This is a genomic window from Solibacillus sp. GQ1, assembly GCF_059758555.1.
Map to the genome: position 1 here is coordinate 498047 of NZ_JCAXEX010000001.1, position 17368 is coordinate 515414.

A 17368-nucleotide genomic window follows, 5' to 3' on the forward strand; every position below is an offset into this window, starting at 1 on the left:
ATGAATACAAAACCTATTATTGCTTTAGATTTTCCCGGTGAAAAAGACGTTATGAGCTTTTTAGCACAATTCGAAGCGAAACTTTTCGTTAAAATTGGAATGGAACTGTATATGCAGGAAGGTCCTAATATTGTAAGGAAAGTAAAAGAACAAGGGCATGATATATTTTTAGATTTAAAACTTCATGACATCCCGAACACTGTGAAATCAGCGATGAAAGGCTTAGCGGGGCTTGGTGTGGATTTAGTGAATGTCCATGCAGCAGGTGGCCGTACGATGATGGAAGGTGCATTAGAAGGTTTGGAGGCCGGTACACCAGCCGGGGCTAAAAGAGCAGCATTAATTGCCGTTACACAACTGACGTCTACGACAGAACAGCAAATGCAAGATGAGCAAAAAATTGCCTTATCTTTAAATGAATCCGTTTTACAATATGCGCAGCTGACAAAACAAGCTGGTCTTCAAGGTGTAGTCTGTTCTGTTCATGAGGCACAGGCAATCCGTGAAGCATGCGGTGATGACTTTTTACGGGTGACACCGGGGATTCGTATGCTTGGTGGGGAAGCACATGATCAACAGCGTATTGCAACACCGGATGGAGCTAAAAAGGACGGTTCATCACTAATTGTTGTAGGTCGTGCCATTACTGGTGCTGTCAATCCGGTAAAAGCGTATCAAGAAGTTTGTAACTTATGGGAGGCTAACTAAAATGTCATTACAAAACGAAATTGCACATGCAATGCTAAAAGTAGGAGCAGTGGAATTAAATCCAACCGATTTATTTACATGGGCTTCAGGAATTCAGTCACCAATTTACTGCGATACACGTTTAACAATTTCGGATCCTGTTATTCGCAAACAGATTGCCAATGGACTATCATCATTAATCAACGAGCATTTTTCTGACTGTGAAGTAGTTGCGGGTACTGCTACTGCGGGAATTCCTCATGCTGCCTGGGTTGCGGATATTTTGCAATTGCCAATGGTGTATGTGCGTTCAAAAGCAAAAGAGCATGGGCGCGGAAACCAGATTGAAGGAAAATATGCCAAAGGTCAAAAAGTAGTCGTAATTGAGGATATCATCTCAACAGGAGGTTCTTCCATTACTGCTGTTGAAGCGTTACGTAATGCAGGTTGTGAAGTATTAGGGGTAGTATGTGTGTATACATATAATCTGCCTAAAGCAGATAAGGTATTTGATGAAGCTGGCGTTAAATTTGTTTCTTTAACAAATTTCGATTACTTAATCGCTGCAGCAAAAGAAGCAGCTGCTATTCAGGAAGATGATATTCCATTCCTGAAAAAGTGGCATCAAGACTTAAAAACGGGAAATCTAAAATAAAAAAATATTAAAAATATTCGAAAACGTGTGAAGTTATCAAAATTATACTTTACACGTTTTTGTTATAGTTATATAATTCCATTATGCAAATTATCAGTTTTTTCAATAATGAAGTTTAATGAATTTAAATTTTATTAAACCGCATAAAAAAGTATTTCTAGTTGTTTTTATGTTGAAAAGACATAATTATAATCATAAAGCGTTATTTTTTATAGTAAATTATCGGAAAATTTAAACTTAAAAGAATAGTTTGCTATTGATAAATTTAAAATGTTAAATTAGAATAGTTAGAAAGTTTAATAATTGACATGTAAATATATTTTATGGATAATTTACGGTGTAGTACAAAAAATTAACAAATTATTAATATTTTAAAAAGACTGAGTATTAGCAAGGTTTAAATTTTTTTGAAAAGGGTATTTTAATCTATTTGGAAAAATTTAATATAGAGCGAGTTTAGCAGAGTCGAATGTATGTTTAAGGAGAAAGGAGCGGTTATTTAATGTCTACGAATGAATTATTAGAAATCCGAAATTTACGTACGAGTTTCCGAATTAAAGATACATACTACCCAGCTGTAGACAATGTTTCGTTAACGCTTCGCAAAAATGAGATTTTAGCAATTGTTGGTGAATCAGGTTGCGGGAAAAGTACTTTGGCAACATCAATAGTCGGGTTGCACAATTCAGTTACTACAAAAGTTGAAGGTGAAATACTTTACAACAATCAAAACTTAGTTAAATTGACAGATGAACAGTTTAATAAGTTAAGAGGAAATGACATCGGCTTCATTTTCCAAGATCCACTTTCTGCATTAAACCCATTAATGCGTATCGGAGAGCAAATTGAAGAAGGGTTAATTTATCATACAAAATTAACTAAAGAACAACGTGAAAAACGTGTTATTGAATTACTGGATCAAGTAGGGATTGCGAATATGCAACGTGTTGCAAGTCAATTCCCGCATCAGTTATCGGGTGGTATGCGTCAGCGTGTTATGATCGCGATCGCATTATCAGGAAAGCCTGCAATTATTATTGCGGATGAACCGACAACAGCGCTTGATGTAACAATCCAAGCGCAAATTTTAGACTTATTAAAGTCACTACAAGATGAAATTCAATCAGGTATTATTTTAATTACACATGACTTAGGGGTTGTTGCTGAAGTAGCGGACCGAGTAGCTGTAATGTATGCCGGAGAAGTAATAGAGGAAGCACCTGTTGTGGAATTATTCAGAAATCCGAAGCACCCGTATACAAGGTCTTTACTGAAATCAATTCCTCAAACAAACAGTGAGAATGAAAAATTAGAAATAATTCAGGGGATGGTTCCTTCTTTAATGAAGTTACCACGCCAAGGCTGCCGTTTCTCATCACGTATCCCGTGGATTCCGCAATCAGCACATGAAGCAAATCCACAGCTTCATGAAGTTGCTCCTGGCCATCTTGTACGCTGTACTTGCTGGAAAGAATTCCATTTTGAGGATGAGGAAGGGAGCGTAAATCAATGAGTTTCATGCAAGTAGAAGATTTAAAAGTTCACTATCCGATCCGAGGTGGATTTTTTAACACAGTAGTTGACCATGTTTACGCAGTAGATGGTGTAACGATGGAATTTGACCGAGGAAAAACTTACGGTCTTGTAGGTGAATCAGGCTCAGGTAAATCAACAACCGGTAAAGCGATTATCGGATTGGAGAAAATCACATCAGGCCGTATCCTGTACGAAGGTGAAGATGTAACAAATGCACGCCGTAAACGTGATTCAGCCTATAACCGAGATATCCAGATGATATTCCAGGATTCGCATTCCAGTATGAACCCGCGTAAACGTGTATTAGATATTTTAGCAGAGCCAATTCGTAATTTCCTGAAGTTGTCTCCGCAAGAAGAGCGCAAACGTATTAATGAGCTACTGGCAATTGTAGGGATGTCAGAGGACGTACTACTTAAATATCCGCACGAATTTTCTGGTGGACAAAAGCAACGTTTAGGGATTGCCCGTGCTGTTGCATGTAACCCAAAAATGATTATTGCTGATGAGCCCGTTTCGGCACTTGATTTATCCGTACAGGCACAAGTTTTAAACTTTATGAAGGATATTCAAGAGCAATATGGAATTAGTTATTTATTCATCTCTCACGATTTAGGTGTTGTTCGCCATATGTGTGACCACATTTCTATTATGTATAAAGGTAGATTCGTAGAAACAGGTAAGCGTGAAGATATTTACACAAATCCGCAGCATATTTATACAAATCGTCTGCTTTCTGCAATTCCTGATATTGAGCCTGAAACTCGAATTGAACGTAAGCTTGAACGTCAGCAAGTTGAAGCAGCATATCGCCAGGAACAACATAAATATTACGATAAGGATGGAAAAGTATATCCTTTAAAATCGATTTCAGACTCACATCGAGTAGCAATGTCTGAAGATGAAAAGGAGCGTGTATAGTATGTGGAAAACGATAGTTCGCCGTGTATTAATAATGATTCCGCAGCTATTTATTTTAAGTCTCCTAATTTTCATATTAGCGAAACAAATGCCAGGGGATCCATTTACAGGATTAATTACTCCTGAAACAGATCCGAATGTTATTGAAGAATTACGTGTTAAAGCAGGTTTTTATGATCCATGGTATGTACAGTACTATAACTGGATAACAAATGCAGCACAAGGTGACTTCGGTCAAAGTTATACATTTAAAAAGCCGGTTGCAGATATTATTGGGGATCGTGCTATGAACACTTTATTACTTTCATTGCTTAGTGTAATTTTCCTTTATGTGCTGGCGATTCCTCTAGGAGTACTGGCTGGACGTTACCACGATTCATTTTTAGATAAGTCTATTGTACTTTACAGCTTTATCTCTTATGCAATACCTGCATTCGTACTGTATTTAATTTTCGTATTCATTTTCGGATACCGGCTAATGTGGTTCCCGACAAGTGGTACGGTGGAAATAGGGGTAGATCCAGGAACCTGGAGTTATTATTGGAGTAAATTCTACCATTTATTGTTACCTGCAGCCAGCTATGCACTGCTAGGTACGACGGGTGTCATTCAATATTTACGTTCGGAAATTATTGATGCAAAAACAATGGATTATGTTAAAACAGCACGCAGTAAAGGGATACCGATGAAGAAAGTATATTCACGTCATATCTTCCGTAACTCTTTGTTACCGATTGCGGCGTTCTTAGGATTCACGATTACCGGTTTACTCGGTGGATCGATTTTCATTGAAACTGTATTCGCTTATCCGGGAATGGGTAAATTGTTTGTCGAATCCATTTCAAGTCGTGACTACAGTGTAATAACGGCATTAGTAATGTTATACGGCTTCTTAGCATTATTAGGTAGTCTATTATCCGATATTATCTTAAGTATAGTGGATCCGCGAATTCGCATAGACTAATCAATCAATTAATAATGACTAAGGAGAGGTGATTTTAATCATGGAAAACAAAAATGAACAGACATTAGAAAAATTAGAATCTCAAAGCTCTCCACCAACTGGTTTTCAAGTAATATGGCGAGAGTTTAAAAAAGATAAATTAGCAATGTTCTCATTAATAGGAAGTATTCTGTTAATGATTGCGATTATGATTATGGCATTCTTTACAATTGATCAAACTGAAGTAATGAAAATTCAATTATTGGATCGCTTTACTGAACCAGGTGTCCGAGGGTATATTCTTGGGGCCGATGAAGCCGGTCGGGACATGCTTGGCCAGCTCATTATCGGAGCGAAGAATTCAATTTTAATCGCAATTGCGGTTACGGTTATTGCAAATGTTCTCGGTATTATGCTTGGTATTATTATGGGATATTACGGTGGTTTCATCGATAATTTCTTCATGCGTATTATTGATTTCTTTATCACTCTACCAACTACAATGATTATCATCGTAGTCGTAACAATCATTCCATCATACGGGATATTAGACTTAATTTTAATTATTGCAGCATTTCAGTGGATGTCGACGGCCAGACTTGTGCGATCTAAAGCACTTTCTGAAGCACGACGCGATTACATTAGTGCTTCTAAAACAATGGGTACAAGTGATTTTGCGATCATGTTTAAAGGGTTATTGCCAAACTTAAGCTCGATCTTAATTGTCGAAGTGACATTAAGCTTTGCGGGAAATGTAGGGATTGAAACTGGTCTTTCATTCTTAGGTTTCGGTTTACCACCGTCAACACCAAGTTTAGGAACTTTAGTAAGTTATGCTATGAACCCGATAATTTTATCGAGTAAATGGTGGGTATGGTTGCCTGCATCAATATTAATCTTAGTAATGATGCTTGGTATAAATTATGTTGGTCAAGCGTTACGACGCGCAGCTGACGCAAAACAACGTTTAGGATAATAAGGGAGGAAAAACAGATGAAGAAAAAGAAAGGTTTAATGCTGTCATCAGTATTTGCTACGGCATTAGTATTAGCAGCTTGTGGAGGAGATGACGAAACGTCAACTGAAAAACCAGCTGAAAATGATGGGAAACAAACAGAAGAAAAAACAAATGAAGGCGGTTCTTCTACTGCAGAATCTCCAACATTACCATCAGAAGTTACAAATGATGGAGATGCAATCGAAGGCGGTACATTACAATTCGCTTTAGTAACAGATTCTCCTTTCCAAGGAGTATTCTCATATGAATTATATGAAGATGGTTATGATGCAGATATTTTAGGCTTCATGACAAACGAAATTTTCGAAACAGATGGTGACTTCCTTGTAACGGATAAAGGGATTGCGAAGTTAGATGTAGATGCAGATAACAACAAAGTAACAATCACTATCCAGCCTGACGAAGTGAAATGGTCTGATGGTCAGCCAATGACTGTTGAAGATATCATTTATGCTTACGAAATTATCGGTCACCCTGACTATACAGGTATCCGTTATGATGATGACTTCAAAAACATCATCGGTGCTGCTGAATATAAAGCAGGTACTGCAGATACAATCTCTGGTATTAAAAAGATCGATGACAAAACAGTTGAAATTTCTATGACTAAAGTTTCTCCGGCTATCTACTCTTTAGGTGATGGTTTATGGGGTTATGCAGTACCAAAACATGTATTGAAGGATATTCCTGTTAAGGACTTAATCTCTTCAGATGCGGTACGTAAATCTCCTGTAACTTTAGGACCGTTTAAATTAGATAAATTAGTTGACGGTGAATCTGTTCAGTTCGTAGCGAACGAGCACTACTGGAGAGGTCAACCGAAGTTAGACAAAGTAGTATTACAAGTAGTTCCTTCATCTTCTATTGGTGAAGCATTACGTACAGGTAAATACGATATGGCATCTGCATATCCGACAAACCAATATGATGGCGTTAAAGATCTTGAAAACTTAACAGTATTAGCTCGTCCGGAGTTAGCATACTCTTACCTTGGCTTCAAGCTAGGTAAATGGGATGCAGCTGCAAGTGTAAACGTTACAGATGAAAATGCAAAAATGAATGATGCTAACTTACGTAAAGCAATCGCATACGCAATGGATATCGAGCAAGTTGGTGAGCGTTTCTACCAAGGTTTACGTTCACGTGCAACTTCATTAATTCCACCAGCATTCGCTTCATTCCATGATAATTCTTTAGAAGGATTCAACTATGATCCTGAAAAAGCAAAAGCATTATTAGATGAAGCTGGATACAAAGACGTTGACGGTGACGGAATCCGTGAAGATAAAAATGGTGAAAAATTCGAAATCCGTATGGCAGGTATGTCAGGTTCTGATACTGACGAAGCGATCGTTGAATACTACCGTCAAAACTGGAAAGATGTTGGTTTAGATGTACAGTTAACTACTGGTCGTTTAATCGAATTCAACAGTTTCTACGACAAAGTAAAAGCGGATGATCCAGAAATCGATATGTTCATGGCTGCATGGGGTACTGGTACAAACCCATCTCCACTTGGATTATACGGTGAAGGAGCTTCATTCAACTACAGCCGTTTCGTAACACCGGAATTACAAGCATTATTAGTTGATATCGATTCTAAAGAAGCGGTTGATGCAGAATACCGTGCGGATGCATTCCGTAAGTGGGAAGAGTATATGTTCGAACAAGCAACAACAATTCCGACATACTTCCGTACAGAAATCATTCCAATTAACAAACGTGTGAAAAACTACAATGTTGATTATGCTAATGATACTATGGACAATTTACACCTACTGGAATTAACGGCTGACGCACCAATTAAATAATTATTAACAAAAAGAACCGCTTAGAAAATTTCTAAGCGGTTTTTTCCTTGTTTACTTTTTCAGCTGCATAACAATCGCTTCATCCGGTGTGACATAAAGTGTTTTTTGTTCAAAATAAATAACAAACCCTGGTTTTGCGCCATTCGGTTTTTTCACATGGCGAATTTCCGTATAGTCTACCGGTACAGACGAAGAGTCGCGTGCTTTAGAAAAATAAGCACTCAATACAGCGGCTTCCGTTAATGTTTGTTCATCCGGGTTTTCCGAATGGATGACAACATGTGATCCCGGAATATCTTTCGTATGCAGCCATACTTCGTTGCGTTTTCCAATTTTGAATGTCAAATAATCATTTTGCTTATTATTTTTGCCGACCGAAATTAAAATACCAGAAGATGATACAAATTTTTCGGGTTCAGGTTTTGTCGGTTTCTTTTTACGCTTTGCCTGGCGGATTCGAAGTAATCCTTGTTCTGCCAGCTCTTCACGGATCTCTTCAATATCTTTAGTGGAAGCTTGCTGCACTTGCTGTGTAAGCATTTCCAAATAGTTGATGTCTTCCGTTGCTTTATGCTTCTGTTCCTCAATCATAATTAACGCTGTCTTCGCTTTATTGTACTTCGTGTAATAGCTTTGCGCATTTTCGATTGGTGTTTTTCTCGGGCTAATCGGTATTCTAACTGTTTCGGCGTTTTCGCTGTAATAGTTTTCAACGTCGACGTATTCAGCGCCTTTTTCGAAATTATAGAGATTAGCCATTAAAAGCTCACCGTAAAGTTGGAACTGCTCCAGATTTTGAGCACGTTCATAATCTTTTTGCAGCTTTTTTTGTTTCAGTTTTAATTTATTCAATTCATTTTGCAGCCAGCGTTCGAGATCACCGGCTTGCTGTTTCACCCGGTCCCGTTTTGCACGGGCGAAAAATACACGGTCAAGCAGTTCGCCAAGTGTTTCATAATTCGTAACAGCGCCTGATAAATGAGTTAGCGCTGTTGGCGAGAAATAGATTTTCCCTTCCTGCTCAACATAGGTCGGGTTAGCGCTCGTTGCAATTTCGTTCATCAGCTGTCTGCATGCTGTTACCGCATCATTTTTCGTAATGCGGTACAGTAACTCGTTTGCATGCAAAGGAGAGAAACCGGCAAATTGTTCGACAATATCTTTAGTAGTTGGTTGTTTTGAAAAAACCTCTTTCAACTCTACATCGGATAAACTTGTCAGTGCAATTTTTTGTTGTTGTGGCGGTGCGATATATTGCTGACCTGGTAAAACAGTCCGATAGCTGTTCATCGATGGCGGCAAATGTTTGATGCTGTCAATAATGACATCATTTTGAGCATCGATTAACAGCAAGTTACTATGACGCCCCATAATTTCGATGACGAGTTTTCGCTTTACGGCATCGCCGATTTCATTTTTACTGTCGATTTCAAAAGTGATTACCCGTTCAAAGCCGTCCTGAACAACAGATGAAATAAAGCCTCCTTCAATATGTTTGCGTAACAGCATACAAAACATTGGCGGGTCAGCCGGATTTTCAATCGACTGATCTGTTATGTGAACGCGGGAATAGGAAGGGTGGATAGAAAATAATAGTTTACTGTTTTGGCCTGCTGCACGAATTTGCAATACAACTTCAAGTGCATTCGGCTGATAAATTTTTGTAATACGTCCGGAAGTCAGGCTTTGTAGTTCCTTGCTCATCGAACGAGTAAATAGTCCGTCAAATGCCATCTTTATGCCTCTTTCATTAAATAAGTCTTTTTGATTGTTTAATCATACCATTTTTTCGTTTAAACCTGTAGTTATCGTAAATTACTATATATTAAGGAAGCGTATTATTTATATGAGGGAAATATGATTAAAGCCTGTTGATTGGAATGGAGGGGTGGCGACTCCAGCGGGAGCAGCGAAATTTATTTTGCGACGAAAGCGCAGCGTCAGGAGCACTGACGCCTGAGACTACAGGCACAGGCCACGCCCGCGGAAAGCGTCCGCCCCGGAATGGAAATCAACTCCCTAATTATAGAAAGCCAATTCTTTCCTTTTTACATAAAATAAAAAGTATTTTATTACATCCTAACTATGATAAAATATATATTTGGATAATAGACGTTAACGCAAAATTGATAACACATATGCTATAATTGAAACAATTAAGTAAAGAAGGATGTGACGAACCTTGGTACGTAGTATGACCGGATTCGGCAGGGGGGTCACAACAACGAAACACTTTCAACTCACTGTTGAAATTCGTGCTGTGAATCATCGTTTTTTAGAAATTAATACAAAGTTTCCAAAAGAATGGATGGAATCTGAAGTAGTAGCAAAAAAAATGTTGTCGGATGCAGTTTCTCGTGGGAAAATAGATGTTATCATTTTTCTGAAGGAGCTCCATGACACTGAACAGACGATTCAAATCAATTGGTCACTGCTCAATGCTTTTCTCCAAGCAAAAAAGGAGTTGTCACAAACAGTTCCGATGGAGGAAAAGTGGACAATGCAGGAAATTGTAAGTTTGGACCAAGTGTTGCAAGTTGAAAAAATTGAGTTCATGCAGGATGAGATTATCGATGCTGTTAAAAATGCTTTGGCAGAAGCAATCCAAAACCTCATTGCGATGCGTGATCGTGAAGGGCAAGGATTGCAGCAAGTGATGCTGCAGTATAAAGCGGATTTGGAAGCGCAAATTGCTGAAATTCGGCAATTTGCACCGCTCGCAGTTGAAAAATATCGTGAACGTTTAACGGGCCGTTTAGAAGAAGTGGCAAGCGGTCATTCATTGGACGATCGTTTACTTACAGAAGTTGCGATCTTTGCAGAGCGGATTGATATTACAGAAGAGCTTGACCGTTTAGAGAGTCATTTTAATCAGTTATCCGAAACGTTAACTGAAAACATTGCGATTGGACGCAAGCTTGATTTCATTATGCAGGAAATGAACCGGGAAATTAATACAATCGGTTCAAAAAATCAGTCTACCCAATGTTCAGCAGCAGTCGTGCAGGCGAAGACGATTTTAGAAAAAATGCGTGAACAAGTTCAAAATATTGAATGATATAAAGGAGTTACTTATGAAAAAACAACGTGGATTATTAATTGTTTTATCTGGTCCATCAGGTGTGGGTAAAGGGACAGTTCGAAAAGAGCTCTTTTCACAGCCGGATACGAATTACGAATATTCGATTTCAATGACAACACGTAATCCTCGCGAAGGAGAAGAAGATGGTGTAGACTATTTCTTTAGAACACGTGAGGAATTCGAAGCGTTAATCGAGCAAGGAGGCTTACTGGAACATGCAGAATTTGTCGGCAATTATTACGGTACGCCACTTGCATATGTACACGAAACGCTAGAAGCAGGACGCGATGTATTTTTGGAAATTGAAGTACAAGGAGCAGCACAAATTCGTGAAAAAGCACCAGATGCGTTGTTTATTTTTTTAGCACCACCAAGCATTTCCGAATTGGAACAACGTTTAGTTGGGCGTGGTACGGAAACAGAAGATGTAATCGCCCGTCGTATCGCTACTGCTCGTGAAGAAGTCGAAATGATGAGTTTATATGATTATGTTGTAGAAAACGACCAAGTTCAAAATGCATGTGATAAAATAAATGCTATCATAGTAGCAGAGCACTGCCGCCGTGAACGTGTGGAAAAACGCTATTTGTCAATGTTGAGAGGAGAATGAAACCATGTTATATCCATCAGTAGATAAGTTAAAAAAACAAATTGATTCTAAGTATTCTTTAGTGAGCTTAGCTTCAAAACGTGCGCGCCAAATGCAAGAAGAGGGCGGCGAGCACTTAAGCTCATACGTTTCTTACAAACCAGTAGGAAAAGCATTGGAAGAAGTAGCTGCCGGAAAGCTTCGCAAAGTTCAACAAGACGCTTCAACTGTTTACGAAGACGAAATCTAGTTGGTAATTTACTAAAAGAATACTCCCTGAGTAGAAGCTCCCTAAGAATTTTTCTTTGGGAGCTTATCCTTTGAAAGGACGGTAAAATAATGAAAAAAAACAATATACTATTGTGTGTGTCGGGTGGAATTGCTGTATATAAAGCGGTAGCGTTAGTAAGCAAACTGTCTCAGGCAGGCTTTAACGTAAAAGTGATTATGACAGCTTCTGCACAAAAGTTCGTTACCCCTTTGAGCTTCCAAGTGATGTCTAAAAACGACGTGTTTTTTGATACTTTCGATGAAAAAGATTCCAATGTTATTGCCCATATTGATTTGGCAGATTGGGCCGATTTAGTTATCGTAGCTCCTGCAACAGCCAATATGATTGCGAAAATGGCACATGGTATGGCGGATGATATGGTGACAACAACCTTACTTGCAACGACTGCACCTGTATGGGTGGCACCGGCTATGAATGTACATATGTATGAACATCCGGCCGTTTTACGGAATATTGCACAACTTCATGAAGATGGCATCCGCTTTATCGAACCGTCTGAAGGATTTTTGGCATGCGGCTATATAGGGAAAGGGCGTCTGGAAGAGCCGGAAAAAATTACGGCACTCGTAGAAAGGCATTTCCGTGAGCAATCAGGAAGCGATGGACAATGAGATTTGCACAAGTAATCGTCGATGTTTCCGCATATCCGGTTGACCGTCCTTTCGATTATTTAATACCGGAAGATTGGGAAGAGCTGATAGATATAGGATGTCGTGTCAAAGTGCCATTCGGACCGCGCAATGTGCTTGGATTTGTCGTCGGCATTACAACTGAATCAGACGTTCCGGTTGAAAAAATAAAGCCGATTTCGGAAATACTCGATTTGGAATCTATTTTAACGGAGGAAATGCTGAGCTTGGCAAAATGGCTGAAGCATCAAACAATCTGTTATGAAATTGATGCATTACAAGTAATGCTGCCGGGTGCTTTGCGGGCCAAGTATGAGAAGTTTGCTGTCCTGCTAGGCGAAATTCCGCAATTACCTGAAATGCTGCAGCCTTACTTCGAGAAAACTGAAAAAGTGAATTTAGCCCAATTTGAAAAGGCAAACTTATTAAAACCAGTAAAACGGGCAGTAAAAGACGGCCTTCTCAATATTGAAAATGAAGTGAAACAAAAAGGCCAAGTAAAACAAGTACGCAAAGTGCAAATATATTCCCGTGAACAAATAGAAGAAGTTATCGGACAAATGGGGAAACGGGCACCGAAGCAGCTGGCATTAATGGAATGGATGCAGGAGCATGCGGGAGCCGTCGTTTTACCGGAACAAATTTATGAAGCTGTTCAAGTGACAAGCAGTGTATTAAACAGTGTCATTGATAAAGGGGCAGCAGCGTATATACAAGAAGAAGTTTACCGCGATCCGTTTACAAAGGAAGTCGTGAAAACAGACTTCTTACAATTGACAGATGAGCAAGACGTGGCACTGAAAAAAATTACGGAAGCGATAGATGATAAGCGTCAAGAGACTTTTCTGCTTCACGGCATTACAGGCAGCGGGAAAACAGAAGTGTATTTGCAGGCGATCCAGCGTACAATCGCAGACGGCAAAGAAGCGATTGTACTCGTACCTGAAATATCATTGACACCGCAAATGACAGAGCGTTTCAAATCGCGTTTCGGTAATGAAGTAGCGGTCATGCATAGCGGATTGTCGGTCGGTGAAAAATATGATGAATGGCGGAAAGTGCAGCAAGGGAAAGTTAAGGTAGTCGTGGGTGCACGGTCAGCTGTTTTTGCACCGTTTAAAAATCTCGGTTTGCTTATATTGGATGAAGAACATGAGTCAACATACAAGCAGGAAGATTCCCCCCGCTACCATGCACGGGATGTCGCGATATGGCGCGGAAATTATTATAATTGTCCTGTTATATTAGGGAGTGCGACACCTGCATTAGAATCGTTTGCACGTGCGAAAAAAGGTGTATATACATTGCTGACATTGTCACAGCGGGCAAAAAATCAGCCATTGCCGTCTGTTCAGATTATCGATATGCGGGAACAGCTTCAGGCAGGAAACCGCTCGATGTTTTCTGAACCGCTAATGGAGGCATTAAGGGACCGTCTAGATAAAAAAGAGCAGACCGTGCTGTTTTTAAATCGCCGCGGCTATTCATCGTTTGTATTATGCAGGGATTGCGGAACAACAGTGCAATGTCCTAACTGTGATATTTCGTTAACGTATCACCGCTATCAGGAAAAGCTGAAATGCCATTATTGCGGTCACGACGAATATATTCCGGAAACATGTCCGGAATGCTTAAGTGAAAACATTCGTTATTTCGGTACCGGTACACAAAAGGTGGAAGAAGAAATTTATAAGCTGTTTCCGGAAGCGCGTGTCATGCGGATGGATGTCGATACGACCAAACAAAAAGGGGCACATGAAAAAATGCTCGATGCGTTCGGTCGAGGCGAAGCGGATATTCTGCTCGGTACGCAAATGATTGCAAAAGGACTTGATTTCCCGAATATTACATTAGTCGGCGTATTGAGTGCCGATACATCGCTTCATTTACCGGATTACCGGGCTGCGGAAAAAACATTCCAGCTTATGACGCAAGTTAGTGGACGAGCAGGACGCCATAATAAGCTTGGTGAAGTATATATCCAAACGTATACACCGGAGCATTATGCGATCCAACTGTCTAAAGATCAGCATTATACACCGTTTTATGAACGTGAAATGCATGCTAGGCATATTGCCGGATATCCGCCTTATTATTATATTGCGCTTATTCAAGTTTCTCATGAAGACGTCATGTTTGCTGCAGAATATGCAGGACGTGTCGCGGAGTATTTGCGTTCCAATTTATCATTTAAAGTTTCCGTTATCGGACCGACAACAGCCAGTATCGCTCGTCTCCAAAATAGATATCGTTATCAATGTTTGATAAAATATAAAGTAGAGCCAAATTTAATTCCGGTTCTTTTACAGCTTATAAAACTGTATCGATCGGAATGGATTAAAAAAGGCATAGTGCTAACAGTTGATTTAGATCCGACAATGATCTAATGCATATAGAAAGAGGTATTAAAATGGCAATTAAAGAAGTTGTGAAAAACCCAGCGAATGTATTATCACAAAAAACGCGAGAAGTTGAAGTGATCGATGAAAATATCATTCAACTTTTAGATGATTTATATGACACGATGGTAGAAAATGATGGTGTAGGCATTGCTGCACCTCAAATTAATGTTGATTTACGTGTAGCAATCGTAGAATTAGGCGAAGATATTTTAGAAATGATCAACCCGATCGTAATTGAAACACGTGGTGAAGAAGAAGATGTAGAAGGCTGTTTAAGTTTCCCGGACCTGTTTGGAATGGTCAAGCGTCCAACTTACGTTAAAATCGAAGCATCTGACCGTGAAGGACGTATTTATGAACTTGAAGCTGAAGACTTTGAAGCACGTTGTATTTTGCATGAAATCGATCATTTAGACGGTGTTTTATTTGATTCGAAAATGACGCGTGTATTAACAGAGGAAGAATTAGAAGAGCTTTACGCGGACGCTGAGGAGGAATAATCGATGACAAAAATCGTATTTATGGGAACACCTGCCTTTTCAGCACCAATTTTGCGTATGCTTCATGAAGAAGGCTATGACATCGCAGCGGTTGTGACACAGCCGGACCGTCCAGTTGGTCGTAAAAAAGTACTAACGCCGCCGCCTGTAAAAGAGGAAGCACTACAATTAGGCTTACATGTTATTCAGCCTGAAAAGCTACGCGGTTCACAGGAGCTGGAAGAAATTTTGGCATTAAATGCTGACCTTGTCGTAACAGCGGCTTTTGGACAAATTTTGCCGAAAGAACTGCTTGATGCACCGCGATTAGGTTGCATTAATGTCCATGCGTCATTATTACCTGCTTACCGAGGCGGTGCACCAATTCATCAGGCAATTATTGATGGACAGGCAACAACAGGCGTAACGATTATGTATATGGCGGAAAAACTGGATGCCGGGGATATTATTTCGCAACGGGAAATTGCTATTGAAGATACGGATAATACGGGCACAATGTTTGATAAATTAAGTGCCGTTGGTCGTGAACTATTAAAAGAAACAATGCCATCGATTATCGACGGGACAAATTCCCGCATTCCACAGGATGAATCACTCGTAACATTTGCGCGCAATATTAGCCGCGAACAGGAGTTGATTGATTGGAATAATGTAGCGCGTGCATTGTATAATCAAGTGCGCGGATTACACCCTTGGCCTGTTGCCTATACGACATTTGAAGGGGCTAACTTTAAAATCTGGGCGGCAAAGGTTGGCGAAACTTCAACAAACGCTGCACCTGGAGAAGTCGTGAAAATTGAAAAAGATCATTTTGAAGTAGCGACAGGTGATGGCAGTACATTGGCGCTGTATGATGTACAACCAGCAGGGAAGAAACGCATGACAGCAGAAGAGTTTTTACGTGGTACGGGCTCGAAATTACAGATTGGGGACCGTTTTGAATGAGTAAAAAGAAACAAGTGATTTGGGACGGTAATGTTCGGGATGCCGCTTTAACGATTTTATTGACGGTCGATAAAAGCCAGGCATACAGCAATTTATTATTACACCAAACAATTGAGAAATATAAAATCGATGCGAAAGACCGTGGCCTGTTAACAGAGCTCACATATGGAACATTGCAGCATAAACTGACACTGGATTATTATCTGGAGCCATTTATTCGCGGAAAAGTGGATATTTGGGTACGCTGGCTGTTGCGTATGTCGCTCTATCAAATGCAGTATTTAACACGTATTCCAGCACACGCCGCTGTCAATGAAGCAGTGGAAATTGCAAAACGACGAGGCCATAAAGGGATTGCCTCAATGGTAAATGGTATTTTACGATCAATTTTACGTGAAGGTGTTCGTTCAACCGATTTAATAGAAGATGCAAATGAGCGTCTGGCAATCGAAACGAGCCATCCGCAATGGCTGGTCGATCGATGGGTTGAAAGCTACGGCTATGATAAAACACGTGAAATGCTGCTTGAAAATAATATTGCACCATTGCAGACAGTACGTGTCAACACGACGAAAGCAACTGTTGAACAAGTATTGACAACGCTTGAACGTGAAGGTGTAAAAGCGCGCCGCAGTGAGTATATACCTGAATGTCTGCATCTTGAAAGCGGGCAGGCTGCACGTACGGGAGCGTTCCGAAATGGGCTTATTACGATTCAGGATGAAAGCTCGATGCTGCCGGCAAAAGTGCTGAATCCGCAGCCAGGTATGAAAGTACTTGATATGTGTGCAGCACCAGGAGGGAAAACAACGCATCTTGCTGAAGTTATGAAAAACGAAGGTTCAATTTTAGCGACCGATCTTCATCCGAAGAAATTGGATTTAATCGAAGAGAATGTTGCGCGTCTAGGATTGAATATTATCGAAACAGCTCCGCTTGACGGAAGAAAAGCAGCTGGCTTCCTACAAAAGGAAGGCTATGATGCCATTCTGGTTGACGCACCTTGCTCAGGTTTGGGCGTAATGCGACGCAAGCCGGATATTAAATATACAAAGCGAGAAGAAGATTTAGAGAGCCTGCAAACAATTCAGCTTTCGATTTTAAATAATGCAGTCCAGCTATTAAAACAAGACGGACGATTAGTGTATTCAACATGCACAGTAGACCGCAGTGAAAATGAAGGTACGGTACAAGCCTTCTTAAAAGAGCACCCTGAAATGAACTTGGTGCCGATTGAAAATTTACCAACACAACTAGAAGCGAAGCAACAGGACGGGATGCTGCAAGTATTCCCGCAAGATATAGGCAGTGACGGATTTTTCGTAGCTGCATTCGTAAAAAAAGGAGCGTCCAATTAA

15 protein-coding genes and 1 pseudogene are annotated in these 17368 nt (G+C 39.9%); 15 read left to right on the forward strand and 1 reads right to left on the reverse strand.

The genetic code is table 11. From position 1 onward, the window contains the following. The 7 genes from pyrF (at nt 1) to AC6CH1_RS02315 (ending at nt 7571) form a co-directional block, all read left to right on the forward strand. Entirely contained in the window at nt 1–708 is a 708-nt protein-coding gene (pyrF, locus tag AC6CH1_RS02285; RefSeq protein ID WP_427711017.1) for an orotidine-5'-phosphate decarboxylase, read from the forward strand. A gap of 1 nt (nt 709) precedes the next feature. Further along, the gene (gene pyrE, locus AC6CH1_RS02290) at nt 710–1342 is read left to right on the forward strand and encodes an orotate phosphoribosyltransferase (protein WP_251689447.1); all 633 of its coding nucleotides are present in this window, start codon (nt 710–712) and stop codon (nt 1340–1342) included. Nucleotides 1343–1844: 502 nt separating this feature from the next. Further along, the gene (locus tag AC6CH1_RS02295) at nt 1845–2855 is read left to right on the forward strand and encodes an ABC transporter ATP-binding protein (protein WP_251689445.1); all 1011 of its coding nucleotides are present in this window, start codon (nt 1845–1847) and stop codon (nt 2853–2855) included. Then, nucleotides 2852–3799, forward strand: a complete 948-nt coding sequence (locus AC6CH1_RS02300) for an ATP-binding cassette domain-containing protein (protein ID WP_008403359.1) — start codon at nt 2852–2854, stop codon at nt 3797–3799. The genes AC6CH1_RS02295 and AC6CH1_RS02300 overlap by 4 nt, the downstream gene beginning before the upstream one ends. A 1-nt stretch (nt 3800) precedes the next feature. After that, nucleotides 3801–4763 carry an oligopeptide ABC transporter permease gene (opp4B, locus tag AC6CH1_RS02305; RefSeq protein ID WP_008403358.1) on the forward strand — a complete coding sequence of 321 codons (963 nt, stop codon included), beginning with the start codon at nt 3801–3803 and terminating at the stop codon, nt 4761–4763. Nucleotides 4764–4803: 40 nt separating this feature from the next. Next, entirely contained in the window at nt 4804–5718 is a 915-nt protein-coding gene (locus AC6CH1_RS02310) for an ABC transporter permease (RefSeq protein WP_251689441.1), read from the forward strand. A gap of 17 nt (nt 5719–5735) precedes the next feature. Then, nucleotides 5736–7571, forward strand: coding sequence for an oligopeptide ABC transporter substrate-binding protein (locus AC6CH1_RS02315; protein WP_251689439.1), 1836 nt, complete (start codon nt 5736–5738; stop codon nt 7569–7571). A 51-nt stretch (nt 7572–7622) separates the two neighbouring features. On the opposite strand, the gene AC6CH1_RS02320 is transcribed toward AC6CH1_RS02315, so the two are convergent. Then, nucleotides 7623–9305, reverse strand: coding sequence for an Rqc2 family fibronectin-binding protein (locus AC6CH1_RS02320; RefSeq protein WP_498316223.1), 1683 nt, complete (start codon nt 9303–9305; stop codon nt 7623–7625). 448 nt (nt 9306–9753) lie between these two features. On the opposite strand from AC6CH1_RS02320, the gene AC6CH1_RS02325 reads away from it, so the two are divergent. The 8 genes and pseudogenes from AC6CH1_RS02325 to rsmB all read left to right on the forward strand — a co-directional run bounded on the left by AC6CH1_RS02325 (nt 9754) and on the right by rsmB (nt 17368). Beyond that, nucleotides 9754–10629, forward strand: a complete 876-nt coding sequence (locus tag AC6CH1_RS02325; protein ID WP_498316224.1) for a YicC/YloC family endoribonuclease — start codon at nt 9754–9756, stop codon at nt 10627–10629. A gap of 16 nt (nt 10630–10645) precedes the next feature. Then, on the forward strand, nt 10646–11263 hold the full coding sequence (gene gmk, locus AC6CH1_RS02330) for a guanylate kinase (RefSeq protein ID WP_079525094.1): 618 nt from the start codon (nt 10646–10648) through the stop codon (nt 11261–11263). 4 nt (nt 11264–11267) lie between these two features. Next, nucleotides 11268–11492: a DNA-directed RNA polymerase subunit omega gene (gene rpoZ / locus AC6CH1_RS02335; RefSeq protein ID WP_008403352.1), complete on the forward strand. Its 225-nt coding sequence runs from the start codon at nt 11268–11270 to the stop codon at nt 11490–11492. Nucleotides 11493–11581: 89 nt separating this feature from the next. Then, a pseudogene (coaBC, locus tag AC6CH1_RS02340) lies at nt 11582–12127 on the forward strand (bifunctional phosphopantothenoylcysteine decarboxylase/phosphopantothenate--cysteine ligase CoaBC); the annotation flags it as partial. 14 nt (nt 12128–12141) lie between these two features. Next, on the forward strand, nt 12142–14550 hold the full coding sequence (gene priA, locus AC6CH1_RS02345; RefSeq protein ID WP_498316225.1) for a primosomal protein N': 2409 nt from the start codon (nt 12142–12144) through the stop codon (nt 14548–14550). Nucleotides 14551–14573: 23 nt separating this feature from the next. Then, nucleotides 14574–15065 carry a peptide deformylase gene (def, locus tag AC6CH1_RS02350; RefSeq protein ID WP_251689432.1) on the forward strand — a complete coding sequence of 164 codons (492 nt, stop codon included), beginning with the start codon at nt 14574–14576 and terminating at the stop codon, nt 15063–15065. Between the two features lie 3 nt (nt 15066–15068). Then, on the forward strand, nt 15069–16010 hold the full coding sequence (gene fmt, locus AC6CH1_RS02355) for a methionyl-tRNA formyltransferase (protein ID WP_498316226.1): 942 nt from the start codon (nt 15069–15071) through the stop codon (nt 16008–16010). Next, nucleotides 16007–17368 carry a 16S rRNA (cytosine(967)-C(5))-methyltransferase RsmB gene (rsmB, locus tag AC6CH1_RS02360; RefSeq protein ID WP_008403347.1) on the forward strand — a complete coding sequence of 454 codons (1362 nt, stop codon included), beginning with the start codon at nt 16007–16009 and terminating at the stop codon, nt 17366–17368. Before fmt ends, rsmB begins: the two co-directional genes overlap by 4 nt.